This is a genomic window from Mesorhizobium sp. CNPSo 4688, assembly GCF_057784295.1.
The window spans coordinates 97,768-118,022 of the sequence record NZ_JBWLUY010000013.1 but is presented as its reverse complement, the minus strand read 5'-3'; the positions used below and the strand labels follow the sequence as shown (position 1 = coordinate 118,022).

At 59.7% G+C, this 20,255-nt stretch carries 17 protein-coding genes and 1 pseudogene; 7 read left to right on the top strand and 11 right to left on the bottom strand.

Translation table 11 applies throughout. The features are described from left to right. The first annotated feature begins 33 nt into the window (after window positions 1-33). The gene (locus AC04SH_RS24390; protein WP_488576979.1) at window positions 34-2,214 is read left to right on the top strand and encodes an adenylate/guanylate cyclase domain-containing protein; all 2,181 of its coding nucleotides are present in this window, start codon (window positions 34-36) and stop codon (window positions 2,212-2,214) included. A gap of 13 nt (window positions 2,215-2,227) precedes the next feature. On the opposite strand, the gene AC04SH_RS24385 is transcribed toward AC04SH_RS24390, so the two are convergent. The 4 genes from AC04SH_RS24385 to AC04SH_RS24370 form a co-directional block, all read right to left on the bottom strand. Next, entirely contained in the window at window positions 2,228-2,728 is a 501-nt protein-coding gene (locus tag AC04SH_RS24385; RefSeq protein WP_488576978.1) for a YHS domain-containing (seleno)protein, read from the bottom strand. A 12-nt stretch (window positions 2,729-2,740) separates the two neighbouring features. Further along, the gene (locus AC04SH_RS24380; protein ID WP_488576977.1) at window positions 2,741-3,331 is read right to left on the bottom strand and encodes an ankyrin repeat domain-containing protein; all 591 of its coding nucleotides are present in this window, start codon (window positions 3,329-3,331) and stop codon (window positions 2,741-2,743) included. A 259-nt stretch (window positions 3,332-3,590) separates the two neighbouring features. After that, the gene (locus AC04SH_RS24375; RefSeq protein WP_488576976.1) at window positions 3,591-4,034 is read right to left on the bottom strand and encodes a transposase; all 444 of its coding nucleotides are present in this window, start codon (window positions 4,032-4,034) and stop codon (window positions 3,591-3,593) included. Window positions 4,035-4,349: 315 nt separating this feature from the next. After that, window positions 4,350-4,724 (bottom strand): tautomerase family protein, encoded by a 375-nt coding sequence (locus AC04SH_RS24370; protein WP_203280660.1) that lies wholly within the window; start codon window positions 4,722-4,724, stop codon window positions 4,350-4,352. A gap of 214 nt (window positions 4,725-4,938) precedes the next feature. Here AC04SH_RS24370 and AC04SH_RS24365 point away from each other — a divergent pair, with 214 nt between their 5' ends. Next, window positions 4,939-5,502, top strand: a complete 564-nt coding sequence (locus AC04SH_RS24365; RefSeq protein ID WP_203280679.1) for a TetR/AcrR family transcriptional regulator — start codon at window positions 4,939-4,941, stop codon at window positions 5,500-5,502. Between the two features lie 102 nt (window positions 5,503-5,604). Here the strand turns inward: AC04SH_RS24365 and AC04SH_RS24360 are convergent, their stop codons facing one another. The 7 genes from AC04SH_RS24360 to AC04SH_RS24330 form a co-directional block, all read right to left on the bottom strand. Further along, window positions 5,605-5,784 (bottom strand): hypothetical protein, encoded by a 180-nt coding sequence (locus AC04SH_RS24360; RefSeq protein ID WP_488576975.1) that lies wholly within the window; start codon window positions 5,782-5,784, stop codon window positions 5,605-5,607. A gap of 175 nt (window positions 5,785-5,959) precedes the next feature. After that, entirely contained in the window at window positions 5,960-7,147 is a 1,188-nt protein-coding gene (locus AC04SH_RS24355; RefSeq protein ID WP_488576974.1) for a magnesium transporter, read from the bottom strand. A gap of 558 nt (window positions 7,148-7,705) precedes the next feature. Next, window positions 7,706-8,776: an adenylate/guanylate cyclase domain-containing protein gene (locus tag AC04SH_RS24350; protein ID WP_488576973.1), complete on the bottom strand. Its 1,071-nt coding sequence runs from the start codon at window positions 8,774-8,776 to the stop codon at window positions 7,706-7,708. Window positions 8,777-8,779: 3 nt separating this feature from the next. Continuing rightward, a complete protein-coding gene (locus AC04SH_RS24345; RefSeq protein ID WP_112561831.1) occupies window positions 8,780-9,274 on the bottom strand; it encodes a Rab family GTPase in 495 nt (164 codons plus the stop codon). 11 nt (window positions 9,275-9,285) lie between these two features. Beyond that, the gene (locus AC04SH_RS24340; protein ID WP_488576972.1) at window positions 9,286-11,964 is read right to left on the bottom strand and encodes an OmpA family protein; all 2,679 of its coding nucleotides are present in this window, start codon (window positions 11,962-11,964) and stop codon (window positions 9,286-9,288) included. Window positions 11,965-11,971: 7 nt separating this feature from the next. After that, a complete protein-coding gene (locus AC04SH_RS24335) occupies window positions 11,972-12,646 on the bottom strand; it encodes a hypothetical protein (protein WP_477345428.1) in 675 nt (224 codons plus the stop codon). Window positions 12,647-12,952: 306 nt separating this feature from the next. Then, the gene (locus tag AC04SH_RS24330; RefSeq protein WP_112561833.1) at window positions 12,953-13,183 is read right to left on the bottom strand and encodes a hypothetical protein; all 231 of its coding nucleotides are present in this window, start codon (window positions 13,181-13,183) and stop codon (window positions 12,953-12,955) included. Between the two features lie 245 nt (window positions 13,184-13,428). Between AC04SH_RS24330 and AC04SH_RS24325 the strand changes: the two genes are divergently transcribed. The 5 genes and pseudogenes from AC04SH_RS24325 to AC04SH_RS24305 all read left to right on the top strand — a co-directional run. Further along, complete coding sequence (locus AC04SH_RS24325) at window positions 13,429-14,469, top strand: aminopeptidase (protein ID WP_488577060.1); 1,041 nt, start codon at window positions 13,429-13,431, stop codon at window positions 14,467-14,469. Between the two features lie 224 nt (window positions 14,470-14,693). After that, window positions 14,694-17,567 carry an ATP-binding protein gene (locus AC04SH_RS24320; protein ID WP_488576971.1) on the top strand — a complete coding sequence of 958 codons (2,874 nt, stop codon included), beginning with the start codon at window positions 14,694-14,696 and terminating at the stop codon, window positions 17,565-17,567. Between the two features lie 125 nt (window positions 17,568-17,692). Then, a complete protein-coding gene (locus AC04SH_RS24315) occupies window positions 17,693-18,979 on the top strand; it encodes an epoxide hydrolase family protein (RefSeq protein ID WP_352561060.1) in 1,287 nt (428 codons plus the stop codon). A gap of 122 nt (window positions 18,980-19,101) precedes the next feature. Next, window positions 19,102-19,773 carry a VOC family protein gene (locus AC04SH_RS24310; protein ID WP_488576970.1) on the top strand — a complete coding sequence of 224 codons (672 nt, stop codon included), beginning with the start codon at window positions 19,102-19,104 and terminating at the stop codon, window positions 19,771-19,773. Window positions 19,774-19,849: 76 nt separating this feature from the next. Then, window positions 19,850-19,966: pseudogene (locus tag AC04SH_RS24305) on the top strand (short-chain dehydrogenase); the annotation flags it as partial. Between the last annotated feature and the right edge of the window lie 289 nt (window positions 19,967-20,255).

Genomic DNA, 20,255 nt, shown 5'->3' with positions numbered 1-20,255 from the left:
GCCGCGTGATCGACCGGGAGGGCGCAGGCAGGTATGGAGCGACGGCTCACTGCAATCCTTGCTGCCGATGTGGTTGGCTACAGCCGCCTCATGGGCGAGGACGAGGTCGGAACACTCGAGCGGTTGAAAAGTTGCCGTCGCGAACTGGTCGACCCCGCGATCAAGGAATTCCACGGTCGCATTATCAAGCTCATGGGAGACGGCGCACTCGTCGAGTTCGCCAGCGTCGTCGATGCCGTCCAGTGCGCTGCCGTGATACAGCGCCGAATGGCGGAGCGCGACCGGGGCACCACTGATGCCCGGCAGATCCGATTTCGCATCGGCGTCAATCTCGGCGACGTCATCGTCGAGGAAAATGACATCTATGGCGATGGCGTGAACATTGCCGCGCGCCTAGAGGCAATGGCGGAGCCTGGGGGTATTTGCATCTCGGGCACGGCATTCGACCACGCGCTGCACAAGGTTGATGTCGGCTTTGCCAGTCTTGGCGAGCAGCGCCTCAAGAACATCGCCGATCCGGTTCGCGCGTATCGGCTGCTGCTGGATCCCGCAGCATCGGGCAAGGTCACAGCCACGCCACACCGGCCGGGTCCGCGCGTCATGATCCTGGCAGGCGCCGCGGCTCTGGCATTGGCGGTGCTTGCCGGCTTTTTCGCATGGCAGAAGTTCTCGATGCCATCGCGGCCATCGGTTGCCGTGCTGCCGTTTGCAAATCTCGGCGGCGATCCAGGCCAGGACTATTTCGTTGACGGCATTACCGAAGATCTGATCACCGACCTCACCAAACTTTCCGGTCTCGATGTCATCGCCCGCAATTCCGTCTTCGCCTACAAGAATCGGCCTGCGGCGCTGGCCGATGTCGCGCGCGACCTTGGCGTCCGCTACGTCGTTGAGGGGAGCGTGCGCCGCACCGGCGAGCAGATCCGCCTCAATGCCCAACTCATCGATACGGCAACGGGCGACAATCTGTGGGCCAACCGGTTCGACCGTGGCATGGCCGGCGTGTTTGCCGTCCAGGAAGAGATGAGTGGGGAGATCGCCAAAGCGCTCGGCATCCGGGCTTCCGCAGCGGAGAGCGAGCGAATGGCACGCCCGCCCACCGAAAACCTCGAAGCCTACGATTACTATCTACAAGCCGAGACGGCGTCACGCAGCGTCCTGCAGGCTGGGCTGCGGGAGGCGCTTGCGCTCTATGAAAAGGCGGAGGGGCTCGACCCAGCGTTCGCGGAAGCCTTTGCGGCCGACGCGCGCACGACAGTCTATATCTGGCGCGAGGCCTTCAACGACATCATCCAGAGCGCGCCCGCGCGCAAGCGAGCCTATGAGAAGGCGAGCCGAGCTTTGGAACTCGAACCGGACCTTTCATCGCCCTATGCAATTCTCGGTATCATGCAGGTCGTGAATCGCCGCTACGAAGATGCGATTGCCTCTGCCAAGAAGGCTGTTTCAATCGGTCCGGGCGATGCAGAGGCGCAAGCAGCCCTTGGATATGTTCAGTTATGCGCCGGCAATTATGCCGAGGCAGCCGCAGCGGTCGAGACAGCGCTCAGGCTCGACCCCAACCTTTCACCCATCAACCGGGAAGCTGCCGGGCTGGTTTTTCTTCTGCAGGGGAATGTCGAGAAAGCGATCGAGACTCTCGAACGCGCACGCGACGATGCGCCCACGGTTGGCAACTTTCGGTTTACGCTCGCTGCGGCGTATGTCCGCGACGACCGTTTACCGGATGCGAAAGCCGAAATCGCAGCTGGGCTCCACCTCGTAGCAGGGTCCAGCTACGTGGACTCTTTGGCTGGGTGGCAGATGACTCATGCACATTTCCGGAACCCGCAGGATCTGGCGATCCTCGTCAGCGCACTGCGCCAGGCAGGCCTACCCCAATGGCGCTATGGCTTTACCCCGGACGAGCACGACCAGTTGAAGGGTGCTGAGATCGCGTCCCTCGTCATTGGCCATACATTGCAAGGCCAGATCGAACCCGGTCTGCAACCAGCCTTCCTTCAGATCGGGAGCGACGGCAAGGCGGCCTTCCGCACGACGACGCGGCTGGTCACCGAGACCGTCTACGTCGATGGCGATCTCTTGTGCGAGCAGAGCGAGAACCTGTTCGGGCGCCCCGACTGCGGTCCCGTCTACAGACGCAATGACGAAGCCGGCAAAGGCTACTCCTATGCCAACACAAGCAAGGTGTTTCACTTCACGGTCGTCCAGTAGGACGAACCTGGTCTCAGTGATACGTGTCGAGCTCCAAATTGGCCGCGACCTTCGGCCAGTTGGCATCGGCTTTCGGTATGTTTTCAGCCGCATGCGCGGCGAAATCGTCCGCATTGTCGACGTCGTAGATCAGGTAGAGTTTGCCGTCGATAATCTTGAACGCTTCCGGATCGACATTGACCGTGACCCCACCGCCCACGACTTCGCCAGCACAGTAGCCGCCATATTGCGGAGCGTACTTGACCGGTTCGCTCATGAACATTTCCTGGTGTTTCTTGCTAGCGAAATGCCAAGGTGTCCCCAGCCATTCATAAGTGAACTCTTCGGAGCCCTTCACGGCCTTGCCGTCAGTGAAGTAGGCGACCGTGTCGTAGCCCATGATCGCCACACCGCCGAAATAGCCGGTGTTTACCGAATCGTCGGCCCGGGCCGATCCCGCGCCGGCGACCGCAGCTACCGCGACCAGGGCCGCCCCCAGATTCCGAACCAGTCGTGACTTGATCATCGTGCTCATCTGCATCCTCCGTCAATCGTGGATCTCGGCGCACTTCGCCGCGTTCGCCTCGCCAAGGATTTTGTCTTGGCAGGTAGCGCCATGGCGTTTGAAAAGTCGTAGGATATCCGTGTTGCCCTTCCAGAATGCGCGCGTCGACGGCATGTAGCCATGAGCCTCGGGATGGTTCACATCGGCACCTTTCGCGATAAGGAATTCGGCCAGTTCAAGATGGTTTTCCTCGCCGGCCACCAATAACGGCGTAGCGCCCGCCTTGTTGGCGGCATCGTCGAGCACCGCGCCTTTCTCCAGCAGCAGCTTGGCGATCGGCAGGCTGCCCGAGAAGGCCGCCGCATGAAGCGGGGTAAAGCCGCCCGAGTTACGCGCCATGACGTCGGCGCCCTTGCCCAACAGGAATTCGGCGATTTCCGGCTGGTTGTCGAGCGCTGCAGCGATGAGGAGGGTTGCCTGGTCGCGCGCCCTGCTGTCGACGTCGGCACCGCCTGCCAGGGCTTGCTCCACAGCACCCTTGTCGCCGGCGGCGACGGAGTCGAACAATTGCTCACCTGCGGCTGCAGTTGTAGCCGCCAATACCAGCATACCAAGTGCCAGCAGTCCGCGCATGACGCAGGGATAGCATATATTAGCTTGGATTCATACAAGCTGCGTTGGGCTTATCGGGGCAGATGCTGGCGGAGTCCGTGGTGTTCAACATTACCGCCCTTGGCGTGACGTCGATCTGGTGGATCACGCCAAACCGGTCGATCTCGTAATTGTCCAGCATTGGCCGTACGGCCCCCCCGGGATTGCGAAGCCTGAACGTAAAGTAAGTGGCTAGGGGGTACGCCAAATCCACAGGGCGGCTGATGGCAGCGACGGAGCTTCAAGACCGCAGTGGTATGCCGATTGGCGCCGATCTTATCGATGAGTTCGCTTTCGGGTTGGCTGGACACTTAATCCGGCCCGCTGATGCCGAATACGACGAGGCACGCCGTATTTGGAACGCGGCAATGGTCCGGTAGTCCGGCGCCAGCCGGCGCATCAACCACAACGCTTCGAAGTCCCGAACGCAAGCGCGCTCAAGATGCCGCGATGATCGGACTTGGTTGAGATAGCCCCAAATGTAAAGGCGGAGCATGTCGCCAGGCTGGAATCCTGGCCTGCCAGTCGCCGCCGCGACTGCCCGGTTGAAGCCCAGGTCGGCCAGTTCCAGGCTGGCGACGAATGCATCGACGACACGGACGAGGGCGTCTGGCGCGACGTAGTCATCGACGCACGCTGGCAGCAGGCTGATCTGATCTCGGCTGTCGCCTTCGATGAAGCTCACCGTCCGCCTCCATCCATTTTAACATGCTGATTCTACGGTGATTTACTGGATTTGACGAAGTTCTTGGGGCGTCTCTGGGTCTCGCCACCCTTGACGGGGAGCCTCGCGAAGGTCCGGTTCGCGGAAGGGCTGCGCCCTTCGCTAACGACCCGAACCGGCCATGAGAACCCTGCCCAAAACCTGCGGCTGGGAAGTCTCTGCGTAGGCTTTGCCCACCCGGCGGCCCCCATGCACCAAGGCGTGTGAACGCGAGCCTCCTGTTGGAATGACGGAGGCTTTGCCTCCGCCTCACCGTTACAGTTCAGATTCAGCCATTCACCAGGGCTGGCCGTCGCCAAACGACCAGTCCTCTTTGTCCACGAAGACCATGTTGATCATGATGTCGTCTGCACGGATGGCCAGCTTGGTTTTCAGCTCGTCGGCGATGAACCGGTAGAAGGCGAACTTAGTGTCTCTCTCGTTTCCGACGGTGCTGGTTACCTGGATCAGCATGAAGTCGGGGGACCGACTGAAGCCGAGGAATTTGGGATCATAAATTAGGTTTTCGGTGGTGTGTTCGCCGACAACCACGAAGCGGTCACCGTCGGGCGCCTTGAGGATATCGATGATGCCCCTGTAAACGATGTCGGCTACTGCGGCGCGGTACTCGGGGGTTTTGCCTTGGATCAGATCGATGCGTGCGAACGGCATTGCAGCCTCCTTCAGGTTGGGTTTCGGATTAAGCGTCGGTCGAGGAGTGAGTGTTCAGACCCAAGAGTTTCAACTTGTCGGTCATCGGATGTCTCGCTTTCATCTAGCTCGCCACCTGCCTGTCAGATGACAGGTATCCAACTAACACCCGAAGCTTGCAACGTCAACCCCTGTCTGCCATATGACAGATGAGGTGTGAAAAATGGCGGCGACGATGAAAGAGAATGCGAGGGAAGCGATCCTTCTGGCCGCGCGGGAAGCGGCGATGGCGTACGGCTACGGTGGGATAAACTTCCGCGATCTTGCGGAAACCGTCGGCATCAAGGCCGCCAGCATCAATTACTATTTCCCAAACAAAGCCTCCCTCGGCGAGGCAGTCGCGAAGCGCTATTGGGAAGACATTGCCGCTGACCTGGACGCCATCTCAGCGGAAGCTCGAGATCCGATCGACGCCTTGCGCCGCTATCCGAGCGTCTTCCGAGCGTCGCTCGAGCGCGATAATCGCATTTGCCTGGCCAGCTTTATGGCAACCGAACACGCCGAACTGCCCGAAGCGGTCTTGAAAGAAGTGCAGACCTTTGCCGACGTCAATGTCGCTTGGTTGAGTCGGCATCTCACCGCTGCGGGAATTGTCGGGCCCGACGAAAGCGAACCAAGGGCTCGCGCGATCTATGCCGCCGTAGCTGGCGCTCAAATAATCGCTCGGAGTCGGTCGGACATCTCAGTCTTCGACGGATTGATCGAGAGCTACCGCGCAGCGGGGCCGCTCCCGAGATAGATACTGCGCAGAACTTGCGACGTCCGTTTTCAGGGGCTGCAGTTAGCAGACCGAAAGACTTAAAGTGGTCGGGAGCTGCCGCAGATAATTCAGTCGTAGAGATTAGTTTTCGCACAGCCTGTCCTGCAATGCCCCAATCGTCGGTACCACGAATCTGGTGGCGAAAGCGGTTGGCGCACCGATGCGCAGAAGGCCGCGAGGCCCCGCGCGCCGCTCGCTGGCTTCAAGCCGCGCTTCGGCGATCTCGGCCACTGCTGGCCTCACCCGGTCATAGAATGCCATTACCGCTTCCGTGACGGCGGAGCGCTGCGTCGTGCGCCTTGGCCAGTCTGATCCCTTGCTCAGGAGTGAAACGAGACATCGATGCAGCTTTCGTCGTCAAACGAACTCGGTGGCGCTGAGCATTTCCGATCAATCTGTAGAGGAGGGCCGGACGTCAGATTTCCGACTGACCTTGCTACAGCACCAGCACGGTGGCCAGCCCCAGCATCAGGCCCATGCCTACAATATCGGTCAAGGTGGTGAGGAAGATCGCCGAAGCGACCGCCGGGTCGGCGCCGACCCGGCGCAGGCCCAACGGGATCAGCACGCCGGAGATTCCGGAGATGAGGCACGATCCGGACATGGCAAGCAGGATCACAAGCGCCAACATGGGCGCTTGGGCCGCCGACTCCGGTTGCCTCGAGGCGTAGAACCACATCGCCGCAGCAGCAAGAAGGCCGACGAGCAAGCCGTTGGCGATCCCGAGCGCGCCCTCTCTCATCACCAAGTGCAGCTTCGGTCGTTTGTCCACATCCCCCAGGGCAAGGCCACGCAGCGTCATGGCCAGTGCCTGGCAGCCGGTGTTTCCGCTCTGCCCGGCCAAGACCGGGAGGAACGCCGCCAGGGCGACGATCTTCTCGATCGTGCCGGTGAACGAACTGACCACGAATGCGGCCAGGAAGGCCGTCAGGAGGTTCAACTGCAGCCACGGATGACGCTTCAAGAAGGCTGAAAACAGCGGCGTATAAGAGCGCTCCTCCTTCTGGACACCCACCATCTGGCCAGACTGGGCGGAAATCTCAATGATTTGCTGCTCGAACAAGCGCCAACCGCGAACCTGCCCGAGCAGCCGGTTCTCGGCGTCCACCACCGGGTAGACAGGGTAGTGACGCCGTACCGCTGCCTCGCATGCGTTGCTCAAAGGGAGATCGACATTGAGAGCGAACGGCTTGGGCAGCATGATCTGATCGACAATCGCGTTCGGTTCGCTCAGCATCAGATCGCGCAGGACCACCAGGCCAACCAGTTTATTGCCCTCGTCCGTGACGTAGAGATAAGTGAGTTCGGTCGGCACCTGGGCGCGTCTGACAGCTTCCACCGCGGCAGTGACTGTCGTCCCGACAGGAACGCTGGCGGAAATCGGGGCCATCAGCTCAATGAGCGACTCGGGCATCGCGAAACCCTTGCCATCGCCATGAGACCCGATGGGCCGCATATGCAGTGGCAAATGCTCGGCCACCTTACGGGCGTGCCCGTTCGGCAACAGCTTTAGTGTGTCGCGGATGAACTCGGGAGACTCTCGGGCGAGCAATTCAGCTGCGTCATCAGGTGCTCGGGCACGCAGCGTGCGCACCAAGTTCTGAACGCCGGTCTCATCTTTCATTTGCTATAGCCCCCAATTGAAGGTCACATAATATGTAAAGTATCGGATCGCACCAGTGTGGAAGTACCCCAGCTTCTTCCGGCCCCAGCAGTCCGCCTTGTTCTCCGAAGTTATTGCGGCCTACTATGGGTTGACGTACGCCGACTGACATCAGCGTCGACCCAGCAGACGCCATCTCACCTGGGGTGATCCGGACCGGCCCGGAATTCTTGCCTGAGCGATCAATGGCCGTCCTGGAGATGCATGTGGGAAACATCTTGCAGCCGGCTTCAATTCAATCTCTGCCAATAGCGGGTTGGAGAGTCTGATATCGTTGCGCATGGAGAGCTACGGCGCGGTCACTGTGATGTCTGCTTTTTGGAAGCGGCTGCTAATATCTCAATGACCGAGATGAGGCGCATTGCCGCCCTGCAGTATTTTGGCCGCAAGCGGGCGGGCAGCTTGGGGGAACGCGGCAACCTTAATGGACAGTCCGCACCTCCGCGAACATTCGAAGCCATGATGTTTGGCCGGCTTGAGACGCAATGCGCTCCAGGGTCGTCACTGCCAGGCGGGAAATCAGGCCGGGAGCCGCCACATTCGCACACGACCTGCACCACGCAATTCCGTTTCCCCGAGTGGGTCGCAAGCGAACTTTGGTCCGAGCAGTTGGTGCGTTGCATCAGAAATACGGATCTCATCGGGCTCCGCGGACGTTTGAATGCGTGAGGCGAGATTGACGGTCTCACCCCACAGGTCATAAGCGAACCGCCTCTTGCCTATGACGCCGGCGACGATCGGGCCGGAGTGAATTCCAATTCTGAGCCTTATCGGTTCTCCTGCGAAGCGTTCGCGCTTAACCGCCTTGCGCAGCTCAACGGCATAGCGCGCGAGGGCTTTTGCATGATCGGATCGCGCGGTGGGCAGGCCAGCGACCACCATCACACAATCGCCGATTGTCTTGATCTTTTCGCAGCCATGTCGTTCCGCGAGCCGATCCGCCGCCTTGAAGAAGTAATTCAAGATGGCGAGCGTCGTCACGGCACCGACGGTCCGCGCCCGTTCCGTAAAACCGACGATGTCGGCAAAAAGCACACTGACCTCCGCGTGGTTGTCAGCAATTTTCTTGTGCGCCTTCAGGCGCTCGGCGATCGACGCCGGAAGAATGTTGAGGAGCAGGGCTTCGGCGCGCTGGTATTCACGCGCCAATCCCTCCTGGCTCTTCCTCAAAGCCTCGTTCGCCGCCTGCAGTTTCTCGTTGAGTTGACGCTCCCTCTCTTGCAGGAGCGTCATTTCATAAGCCTTCTGCTGAAGCCGCTGCCTGTTGGCGCGTTCGGCGGAGGCGTCAAGAAAGACCAGCCACACGCAGTCATCGTCAGCAAAAAAATGAAGGTCCGCGACACGCTCGCTGGGCAGTTCGACCATGGGAATATGAAACGGAAGCTCCGGGCAAGGCAGCAGCCCTTCCATGAATTCAAGCTGCTCGGCAACAGGCTCGCCGATACGAAGCGATGAGAGTCCGTGATGTTCAACATTACCGCCCTTCGCAGCTACGCAAAGCTGGGCGTCGATCTTTACATATGCGACAGCGTGCCCATTGGAGAAGAAGTTGAAAATCCAACTTCTGACCTCTTTTGGCAATCCATGCATGGTCTATTTTGTGACCATCAAGGCAAGTTGATGAAACGCATCATCAACATGCTCACCCGTGAGCGCACTTGTCAGATAGATTTGCCATCCACGCTGCCTCAGTTCGTCAATCTCACTATCCGATATTGCCCACCGATCGGCCAGATCGGATTTGTTGATCAGCAATATAAACGGCATAGCGCCGAATTCGGCCTCGACCCGTTCGCGCAGCGTGAGCGCCACGGCAAGGGTTGCGGCGCGGGTTCCATCGACGACGAGCACGAGCCCGGTTGCACCTCGGACATAGCTGACGCGGAATGAGCCGATATCGTCTTCGCCGGCCAAGTCCCACAAAATCAGATCCACGGTTTTGCCCGGGAGTTCGACACTCTTCTTGTCGATTTTCACGCCCACCGTAGTCAAGTAGGTTTCTGAAAAGATGCTTTGCACAAACCTGCGAACCAGACTCGTCTTTCCGACAGCGAACCCGCCGAGCATACAGATCTTTTTTTGCAACATTTTGGGCTCCGCTAGTCCAGGTTTACGGTAATCGAAACCCGGCGATTGGTGGAGCTCCCAGCTTGACTATTTTCAGGCACCAGCGGCTCAAAGGTGCCCGCGCCCCGAACCAGCAGCAGTTCCGGAGAGACGCCGCGCTTGTTGAGAAGCGCACGAACTGTCTCGGCGCGGGCGGCGCTGATCGAAGCGTTGGCCGTCTCACGGCCCGTGGTGTCCGAATGGCCGGTCAACATGAACCGCGCTGTTACGCCTGACCTGCGGGCTTTTTCGGCGAATTCCTTTATTTGATCCGCCAATCGGTCGAGGACCGGCGTCTGCTCCGGTCCCGGCACAACTTTGCCGGAAGAGAAGAAGATATCGGTCGTCTGGATGGCCTCTCGCAAATAATTAAGTTCTGCAAGGTTCATCTCACTCAGCTGCGAGACATCCAGAACCACTCCATCCGCCGAAAGCTGGTCGGCGGCGGCCTGCGCCCGGCTGATCCAGCCGGCAGGAGCCTCACCCACGGCAACGATGCGACCCTGGACGATCGAAAGCTGAACCGATTTCGGCGGGCTCAGCGACGCCGTCAGCCGCTTCACCACGAACTTCGGATCAAGGCTCTGATAGAATTGCCACTGTGAATGAACGCGGGCGGGATCAACTTCCGTTCCAGACAGCAGAGCCTGCGGGTCGGCGGCGAGCGGGTCTCTCAGGCCGGAAATGTAGAAATGTCCGCCCCTCGCCGTTTGTTGGGCGACGATGATTCCCGGTTGGGCCTCAAGCCGCGACACATAGTACTGCCAGTGCTCCGCCGCGCGAGCGTCGGGGCTCACATCACGAACCTTGGAGATGTCGAATTCCGGTCCGCCTGCCGAAAGCTGTCGGCCCGCTGCGCGCGCCCGATCAATCCAGGTGTCGGGAGCCTCACCCTCGGCAACGATGCGATCGTTGACGATCGAAAGTCGCACTGTATCGGGCGGATACAGCGACGCCGTCAGCCGCTTCAACACGAACTCCGGCTCAAGGCTCTCATAGAATTGCCACTGCGAATGAACACGGGTCGGATCGACCTGCGTTCCGGACAAAAGCGACTGCGGGTCGGCGCCAAGCGGGTCTCTCAGGCCGGCAATGTAGAATTGGCCATCGCGTATCTTTTGCTCTGCAACGATGATGCCCGGCTGCGTTTCCAGTCGAGACACATAGGCCTGCCAGCGCTCCGCCTCGCGTACTTCGGGGCTTACGTCACGAACCCCCGAGATATCGAAGACCGGCCCGCCTGCCGAAAGCTGCTGGGCCGCTGCGCGCGCCCGGTTGATCCACGTGTCGGGAGCCTCACCCTCGGCAACGATGCGATCATTGACGATCGAAAGTCGTACTGAATCCGGCGGAGCCAGCGACGCCGTCAGCCGCTTCAACACGAACTCCGGCTCAAGGCTCTGATAGAATTGCCACTGCGAATGAACCTGGGCGGGATCGACCTCAGTTCCGGACAACAGCGACTGCGGGTCGGCGGCAAGCGGGTCTCTCAGACCGGCAATATAGAATTGGCCATCGCGTACCTGTTGTTCGGCAACGATGATGCCCGGCTGGGCCTCCAGTCGCGATACGTAACCCTGCCAGCGCGATACGTAAGCTTGCCAGCGCTGCGCTGATTGCCAGGAAAGAAAGTACCAACCGCCTGCCAGACTCAAAAGCAGCAAGGCCACTGCCGCCACCAGCCAGGGAAATCCCTCGTGTGATTCATCCTGCTTCAGCTCGACGCAGGTCTGCAGCTGCGCCTCTACGGAGGCCAACTGCGAACCGTCGCCGTCAAACTGCTCTAAAGCCTGTGAGGATTCCTCATGGATGCGAAGCAATACATCGCGAACTATGTCGTGCAGTTCCTCTGGCGGATTTCCCCGGATCACCGAAACCAGGGTCGCAAACGGTCCAACTTCCGACCAGAGACGAAGGTCGCCGAAACGAATAGTGTCCAGGCCGCTCTGCTCTTTCTCGTTAAACGAGTCCTTCACAAAATCCTGAATTGCACTCAGCATCGAAGAAATGAGCTGAGGATCTTCGCTCGTTGCATTATCGGCCGTTACATGCGCTATCAAAAGCCCAGAATTGCGATGAATGAGAAAGGCATGCTCTATACGATAGACAAGTGAGTGCTTAAGAACAACTTGAGAGAAGCTTGCACCTGTTCTCCAAGCTTCAAATCTCCACTTGAGCCCATGCCAGGTAAATATGTGCCTTAAAGTCTCATTCAGCGACTGGAAGGTCTGGTCGATCTTTTCCCCGATCGACTTGCGAATTGCCGGCAGAAACACCGGATACAATATATCCGTCAGCGTGCGCGGGCTTCTCTGGATCGACCGTTGCACAGCCCGTTCGACAGCCGGCGCAAGCGCCTCGCCGAGTTGCGTATGAGACGCTCGTGCGGTCGCACTGGGAAGAACGTCACCCACGGCCGCCGCAAGCTGCTCTGGTTCGTCCAGCAGGTGCGTAACGCGTGCAAGTTCCGAGATTTCGCGGCTGACCAGCAACTGCCGCAGCGTTTCCATGCGCGGATCGGCGGTTGGAACCGTCTCGAACTGCGCACGGTAATCCGGATCAACGTTCCGGGCAATCTCGATCAAAAGACGAGCCAGAGCCTCGCGATCAATCTCTTTATCGTTCGAGGCTGTTCTTTGCGGAAGGTTGAATGGGTCGACGGTTGACGTCAAGGTCCCATCAACTCGCTTTCCAGCTACGGTCCGAGTTGCTCTTGCTGCCGACGGGATCCTGATTCAGAGCTTTTGCAACCTCGACAAACAGGCCGGCCAAAAGATTTCGGTCAGTCTTGACGTTGCTGAGATCGGCAAACATTTTCTCGATCAGCATCTGAACGCCTTCATTCTTCTGCTTGATTTCCTCACGCAGCGAATGATCGTTCCGATTTATCCGGTCCGAAACGTCGCGCTCAAGCTCGCTCAGTTGATCCGACAACGCGCGCACCTGCTTTTCAAGTGCCTGGTTTTGCTCGCGAAGATTCCGATCGATCTCCTTGTCGGCGTCGGCTCGCGAATCTTTTTCGTTCCGTAACTGCCCCGCAAGCGAATCGATCTGCTTCTTTGCGTTCGACTCGTACATTTCGAGATTGCGCTTGGCTTCGGACTCGACATCCTTGAAGCGCTGCAAGACCCGTTCCTCAAGCTTGGAAAAACGGCGGTCATAGTCCTGCATCTGATTGCCGAACAGCAGGTCACGTATCTTGTCGACGCCGACGCCGTCGCCGGCGCCGCCGGCGCTTCCGTTTTCGCGGGCCTGGACTCCCATGAAGTTCAGCGCATTTCCTTCTGCGTTACCTATCAGATTTGCGTCCGCCTTCTTTTCTGAAGAAACGGTATTCGTAGCTTCCTTTGCCATGCTTTTGCCCTTCCATCTGAGCACCTGCCAAGGTGCAAAACCCCATAAAAAACAGAGCATGTCAGCAAAATACCCGGCTCGCAAGTCGGTATCTCTTGACTTAAGTTGATTCGTGGGGCAGCCGATTGCCGCGCGCTGATTCATCAATGGACGTTTGGGGCCAGGCCATTTCAAATGGCGGCGGCGGCAACTGCAATATTGCGCTCAATATTATTCGAGAGAGAGCGCTTCACCAATTACAAGGCAATACTGCGGGCGTTTCCGGTCTGGGCTATGGTCGGCAGATCGTCGACGCGCGCGGCTCTGCTAGTCGGAAAAACTTACGCTCACGCCGCGTTGCCGAAAATATGCCTGCATCAACTTGCGGCCCTGGCGGTTGTTCTGCGCCAATTTGGTTGGATCGAACACCGCCTGTTTTATTCCTTCTCGAGCCAGCGCAGCCTTGAGCGTCGCGATATGGGCGTCGATGTCGGCATTGTCCGCCCGAAGCGAGGCATAGATGCTCTCGGTCGCCTGGGCCACGGTGGGTTCGCTCACAGCTGTCGTCCTTTGGTTGGTCGAGCGGCGGCTTAACACAGATTCGCGGCTCCGCCGATACCGATGGACTTGCGTCCATCGAAGGCGAATGGCCGCATAGCCAACCCAGCCAAAGTCGAAAGTCCGACCCGCTGCCCCTGTAGAGCTTGACGAAAATCGATGCGCCTGTTTGAGAGCGGAGGATCGAGACATCGCTGCATGGGGCGACGAGCAAGGGTGGGCAAACTGTGAAGCGCGTTCTTCGGATGCTTGCCGCGGCGATCATGGCGTCCGGGGTGACCGGCTGCACAAGCATTTCCTATTACGCGCAGTCGCTGGAGGGCCATGTACAGATCATGGCCGCGCGCAGGAATGTCGGGAAACTCATTCATGATCCTTCGACGCCTGAGTCCTTGCGCGCCAAGTTGACGTCGGCGAGCGCCATAAGACGGTTTGCGACCGATGAGCTGGCGCTGCCCGACAACAGCAGCTACCGCAGCTATGTCGACATCCACCGGGATGCGGTGACCTGGGCGGTTTTTGCCGCGCCGCAATTCTCGCTCGCGCCACAAACATGGTGCTTTCCGGTTTTCGGCTGCGTTCCATACCGGGGTTACTTCTCCCGGAAATCCGCGACCGAGAGTGCTGTCGAGCTCCATGGACAGGGGCTGGACGTCTATGTCACGGGTGTCACCGCATATTCCACTTTGGGCTGGTCCAGCGACCCGCTGCTGAGCACCATGCTGCGTCAGGATGACACCTATCTGGCAAGCCTTGTTTTTCATGAGCTGGCGCATCAGCGGCTCTATGTGGATGGCGATTCCGCTTTCAACGAGGCTTTCGCCGTCGCCGTCGAAACCACCGGCGTCAGGAAGTGGCTCCGCGCCGCCGGCGATCGGGCCGGATTGCGCCGCTACGAAGCCGATCGCAAGCGCAGCGCCGATTTTCTCGGACTGGTGTCGAAAACGCGCGACGAGTTAAGGCAGGTCTATGCAAGTCCCCGCACGCCGGAGCAGATGGCGGCTGCCAAAACAGCCACGATCGACAGGCTGCGGATGCGCTACCGGCAGATGCGCGACAAAGACTGGGCCGGATACCGGGGATACGACGCCTGGATCGCTGCCCCGATCAACAACGCAAAGCTCGCCGCGACTTCTGTCTACGGTGAACAGGTTCCGGCCTTTCTTCGCTTGTTCGACTTGTGTTCGGGCGATTATCCAAGGTTTTACGCCGCTGTTCGACGGATCGCGGATTTGCCCAAATCGTCCCGTGCCGAAGCGCTCAAGGCTGCGGATAGGTGTGGCTGAACGGAAAAGCCGGCCCCGAGAATGGTCCGAAATGAGCATCGAGTGCAGTGACAGCCCACGTGGCTGGTCTTGGTTGAAATTCGCCGGATTGCACCGGAATGCGCATGTCGTATATGCTCAGCTGCGCCATAAACCCGTGGAAGGTCGGCGCCCGTCTCGCAGGCAGATGTTCTTCTCGCATTGAGCGCGGCCCCTAAGGCCGCCACGAGCTACCGGAATCCACCATGCTCGATCAGGACGTTTCTCATGACGTGATTGCGTCTTTCGGCCCTTTTCGCCTGAGCGTTTCTGAGAGATTGCTCGCAAGAGGCGGGGAACCTGTCGCGATTGGCGGGCGGGCGTTGGATATCCTCATCGTACTGGTGGAGCACGCCGGGGAAGTCCTGAGCAGCAAAGAGCTGCTCAGGCGTGTCTGGCCCGACGTGATTGTCGAGGAGGGAAGTCTCCGGGTACACCTCTTCAACCTTCGCAAGGCTTTGGGTGACGGGAAAGATGGCAACCGATACATCGCCAATGTGGCCGGACGTGGTTACAGTTTCGTAGCGCCGGTGCGGTACTCCGCCCGCAAGATGCCCAGTCCACCCAGCGGGGGACCCAGTCGGCCCAAAAGGCTGCCGCCGCGACTTGAAAGGATGATCGGGCGCGAAGAAACAGTTGCCGCCTTGTCCTCTCTCCTTTCGGAGCGGCGGTTCGTCAATGTGGTCGGACCGGGAGGCATGGGCAAGACGACCGTCGCGGTTGCGATAGCCCACTCCTTGCGCGGCGCGTTTTCCGATCAGATCTATTTTCTCGATCTCGGCGCGCTGGGAGATGCATCCCTCGTCCCCGGCGCTGTGACATCAACGTTGGGTTTGAGCAGTCAGGCGACACAGGACCCGGTTTCTGCTCTGGTTGCCTTTCTGGTCGACAGGCCGACTCTTCTCGTCCTGGACAGTTGCGAGCATGTGATCGATGCCGTCGCAGTGCTGGCAGAGCGTCTGTTTGCCGAGATCCCTCTTATGCACCTGCTGACAACCAGCCGCGAGGCCCTGCGTGTCGAGGGCGAGAATGTGCATCTGCTGACGCCCCTTGAAGGGCCGCCTGAAGACAGTGGGTTAACCGCTGCGCAGGCACTTGCCGCGCCGGCTGTGCAGCTCTTCATGGAACGCGCCGTCGCGGGCGGCCTTGGTGGCGAACTCAGCGATGCGGACGCGCCGATCCTGGCGGCGATATGCCGTCGGCTTGACGGGATAGCACTGGCAATCGAACTCGCGGCCGGCCGCGTTGGCACCTACGGAATTCGCGGAACCGCCGAACTGCTTGATGATCGCTTCAAGCTTCTATGGCATGGCCGGCGAAGCGCTATTCCGCGTCATCAAACGCTTCAGGCAATGTTCGACTGGAGCTACAACCTGCTCTCCCCGTACGAACAGACGATCTTGCGCCGGTTGTCTGTATTTGTCGGCCCTTTCACGCTCAACGATGCCATAGCAGTCGCGTCGGACGGTGAAGCCGATGCGTCAGCGGTGGCAGACGCCGTCGAGAGCCTGGTCAACAAGTCGCTTATCAGGATGTCGGAGTTGGCGGGATCGACTTACCACCGGCTCCTGGATACCAGTCGAGTGTATGCGGCAGCCAAGCTTGCCGAAACCGGCGAAGGCGCGGTGCTGTCGAGGCGACATGCGCATCACTATGCCGATCGCTTCAAACCAGACTCGACAAGAGCGACTGCGTTCGGGAACCGCGACGTCTCCGCTTACGAGCCGCACATGGGCAATATACGAGCGGCACTCGAGTGGAGCTTTTCGGACGGCGGCGAGGCCCAGAACGGTGTCCAACTTGCAGCCGGAGCGGCGCCTCTGTTCTTGGGGTTCTCGCTTCTGGGCGAGTGCGAACGGTGGTGCGAGCGGGGCTTGTCCGCTTTAGGGGAGACGGATCGCGGCACGGAGCGCGAATTGGCGCTTCAAGCAGCGTTGGCGATCTCGTCGATGTTCACACGCGGTAACAGCGATGCCGTCAGAAAGGCCATCGAGCGAGGCATCGGACTGGCGGAGGCGCTGCGGGACGGCCAATACAAGTTGCATCTGCTGGCCGGGCTGAACATCTTTCTTACTCGCATCGGGGACTTTCGCGGGGCCCTCGCCTGCGCCGAGCGAAGCGTGCTCGTTGCGGCAGAGCTTGGGGAGCAGTCAGGGATCATCATGGCCGAGTGGATGCTCGGCGTATCGCATCACCTGGTCGGAAACCAGGCGGCGTCACAGCGACACAGCGAGCGTGGACTGGAGCTGGAAGCAGACGCCGGCAGCGTCCAGGTCGACTTCTTCGGCTACGACCACAGGATACGCGCGCTGATAGCGCTGGCGCGAGCCTTGTGGCTGCGAGGCATGCCGGAGAGAGCGCTCAAAACTGCGGACCAGGCCGTCGAAGAGGCAACCAAACGCGAGCATCCGGTCGCAGTCTGCATGTCGCTTGTTTACACTGTGCCGGTCTACCTCTGGAGCGGCGACTTTGACCGTGCGGCGCAATGGGTCGAACGTGTTCTGGCTTATGCAGCGAAGTATTCCCTGGCCCCTTATCACGCCATGGGACTTGCCTTGAGGGGCGAACTCATGATCTTGCAAGGCGAGCCGGCCGAGGGCGCGCAATTGCTCCGGAACGCTGTTGCGACGCTGAGCGCTGAACGGTTCAATATCCTTGCGACGGCATTCTTGCGAGCGCTTGCCGAAGGCATGATGCGAAGCGGCCAGCTTGATGAGGCTGCAACCACAATCGACCGGGCGATTGCCTTGGCGGACCAGGCCGGCGAGACGTATGATCGTCCGGATCTGCTGCGTGTGCGGGCCGAAATTCGCCTGGCATATTCTCCGCCCGATGTGAGTGCGGCTGAGGACTCGCTGCTTCAAGCGATCTACTGGGCAGGTAAACAATCGGCGACGGCGTGGGAGTTGAGGGCAGCCATACCGCTTGCCAGAATTTGGCAGCAACACGGTCAGGCAGACCGTGCCCGGGATTTGCTCGGCAGGCTCCTGCAGCGGTTCGGCGAAGGCGTGCAAACCGCGGATGTAAATGCGGCGAGCGCCCTACTCGCCGAATTGAACAGTGCAAATGCACCGGGCTGACCCCCAGTGTAACGACTCTTAACAACGCATAACGCGCAATTCCCTCCCCTTCGAGCAAACATGCCTCTGCGGCATGCGACCTGCGTGACCGCATCCGAACAAATAGAAAAATAGAGGAGGATGTCATGTCATCAGCATCAATGTCGCCCACGCGGCGCGAACTTCTTGCCACCGCAGTTGCAGCCGGGGCCGTCAGCGCGCTTCCCTCTGCGCTACATGCGGCAACGGGGGCCGACTCGATTCGCCCCTTCACGTTCAGTGCCTCAGAGGGAGAACTGGCCGACCTGCGTCAACGCCTAGCGCAGACCCGGTTACCCGACAAGGAAACTGTCACCGATTACTCCCAGGGCGTACCGCTTAAGACGGTCAAGCAGCTTCTGCGTTACTGGCAGACCGAATACGACTGGCGGAAGGCGGAAGCGAGGATGAATGCCTATCCGCACTTCATCACCGAGATTGACGGACTGGACATCCATTTCATCCACGTTCGTTCGGTGCATGAAAACGCACTGCCGCTCATCGTCACGCACGGATGGCCAGGTTCAATCATCGAGCAGCTCAAGATCATCGAGCCGCTGACCAATCCCACCGCGCATGGCGGCAGCGCATCGGATGCCTTCGACATCGTAATTCCGTCGATGCCGGGCTATGGATTTTCCGGCAAACCGCTGACGACCGGCTGGGGTCCCGAACGGATCGCGCAGGCATGGACCACGCTGATGCGGCGCGTTGGCTACAAGCACTTTGTCGCGCAGGGTGGCGACTGGGGCGCTACCGTCACGGAGCAGATGGGCGTGCAGGCGCCGCCGGAACTGCTCGGCATTCACACCAACATGCCCGGCGCAATTCCAGCAGAGATCGACCAGGCATCTTTCGCCGGTGCGCCGGCGCCGTCCGGTCTGTCCGATGAGGAGAGAAGCACGTACGAACAGCTCGTTTTCTTCTACAAGCATGTTTACTACGCCCTTTGGATGGCAACGCGCCCGCAAACACTGACCGGGTTTGCGGACTCGCCCATCGGCCTCGCCACCTTCCTGCTCGACCACGACATGGCCAGTCTGCAGATGATCGCGCGTTCGTTCGATGGGCAGACTGAAGGCCTCACCCCGGACGATGTCCTCGACAATGTCACGCTGTTCTGGCTCACCAACACAGGGGTTTCGTCAGGTCGCCTCTATTGGGAGAATAAGCTCGCGTTTTTCAGTCCCAAGGGCGTCTCCGTTCCGGTTGCCGTAAGCGTCTTCCCCGACGAACTCTACCAGACGCCGCGGAGTTGGGCGGAACGGGCGTATCCCAAGCTCATCCACTACAACAAGGTCGACAAGGGCGGTCATTTTGCTGCTTGGGAACAGCCGAAGCTCTTTACCGAAGAGCTTCGCGCCGCGTTCCGGTCGCTTCGGCAATCGATATGAGATGAACGGGCGATATGAGATGAACGGGGCGCCTGCCGCTCCGCTCTCCTTCCAAGACGGACCGGGCAGACGCCCCGGTCCGCACGTGAACTCACAAACCGCCAAAATCGGAGGAAATGGACATGAACGATATTCAGCAGCGCGGCGAAGCCGCAATCGCGACACCCGCAGCACGGGGCGTAGACATAAGGCTCGAGGTCGCGGTCATTCCCGTTTCGGACGTCGACCGTGCCAAGCACTTCTATAGCGGTTTGGGCTGGCGACTGGACGCCGACCTCACAGGCGACGGATTTCGTGTCATCCAGTTTACGCCTCCGGGCTCCCCGTGTTCGGTAGTCTTCGGCTCAAGGACCACAACGGAACCCTATGCGCGGCTCGAAACCGATGTCCTCAAAAGCTGTGGCGAGCTCGTCGTGTCGGACATCGAGGTAGCGCGCGCCGAACTCGCCGATCGCGGCGTCGACGTGAGCGAAGTGTTCCACTATGCCGGAAGTGAAGGCCGTGTCAGCGGTCCGCACCCCGAACGGCGCAGCTACTTGTCGTGGGCATCCTTCAGCGATCCGGCCGGAAATATCTGGATGTTGCAGGAGGTCACTGCGCGAGCGCCCGGCCGCGTCGACACTGGCGAAACCACATTTGGCTCGTCGGCCGAGCTTGCGGCGGCGCTCCGGCGTGCGTCCGTGGCCCATGGCGAGCACGAGAAGCGGACAGGCGGCCAGCGTGATGAGAATTGGCCGGACTGGTACGCTGAGCACATGGCGGCGGAGCACGCGGGCAAGGAGCTGCCTCTATAGGGCGGGCTGTCGGTCGGTTTGAACCAAAGGAGCGGCGTGGCTCTCACAACGGCCGCCTGTGCCACAAAGTTGCCTGCGGGAGCTTGGACTGAACTTGCTGCCCGCAGTGCGGCTCGATCGGGAGTTCGTGCCTGAGATGGTGGCACGCGGCAGCGGTGTCGTGATCCATGTAACGTCGATACAGGGCGCCCTTGCGGAGAACCTCAATGTCGGCACGGTTCAGAATGAGCATGGAAGATTCTTCCATAATTTGCAAAAATTATACGACAATGTCTCTCAGAGGATTTAAAATCTGCTGATCCCAATAAAATTCTTAATCAAATTAGATAGCACCTTTCTCCACGTTTCGCATACATTTTGGTGATTGAGAGTGGCGATGGAGGTCTGCGGAATGTCGCTTTCCGAAACATTCGAACGAGCCCTGTGACGTCCACCCATCTACGATTAAGTGCAACCCGAGCCCCAGCCGAACCAAATATCCG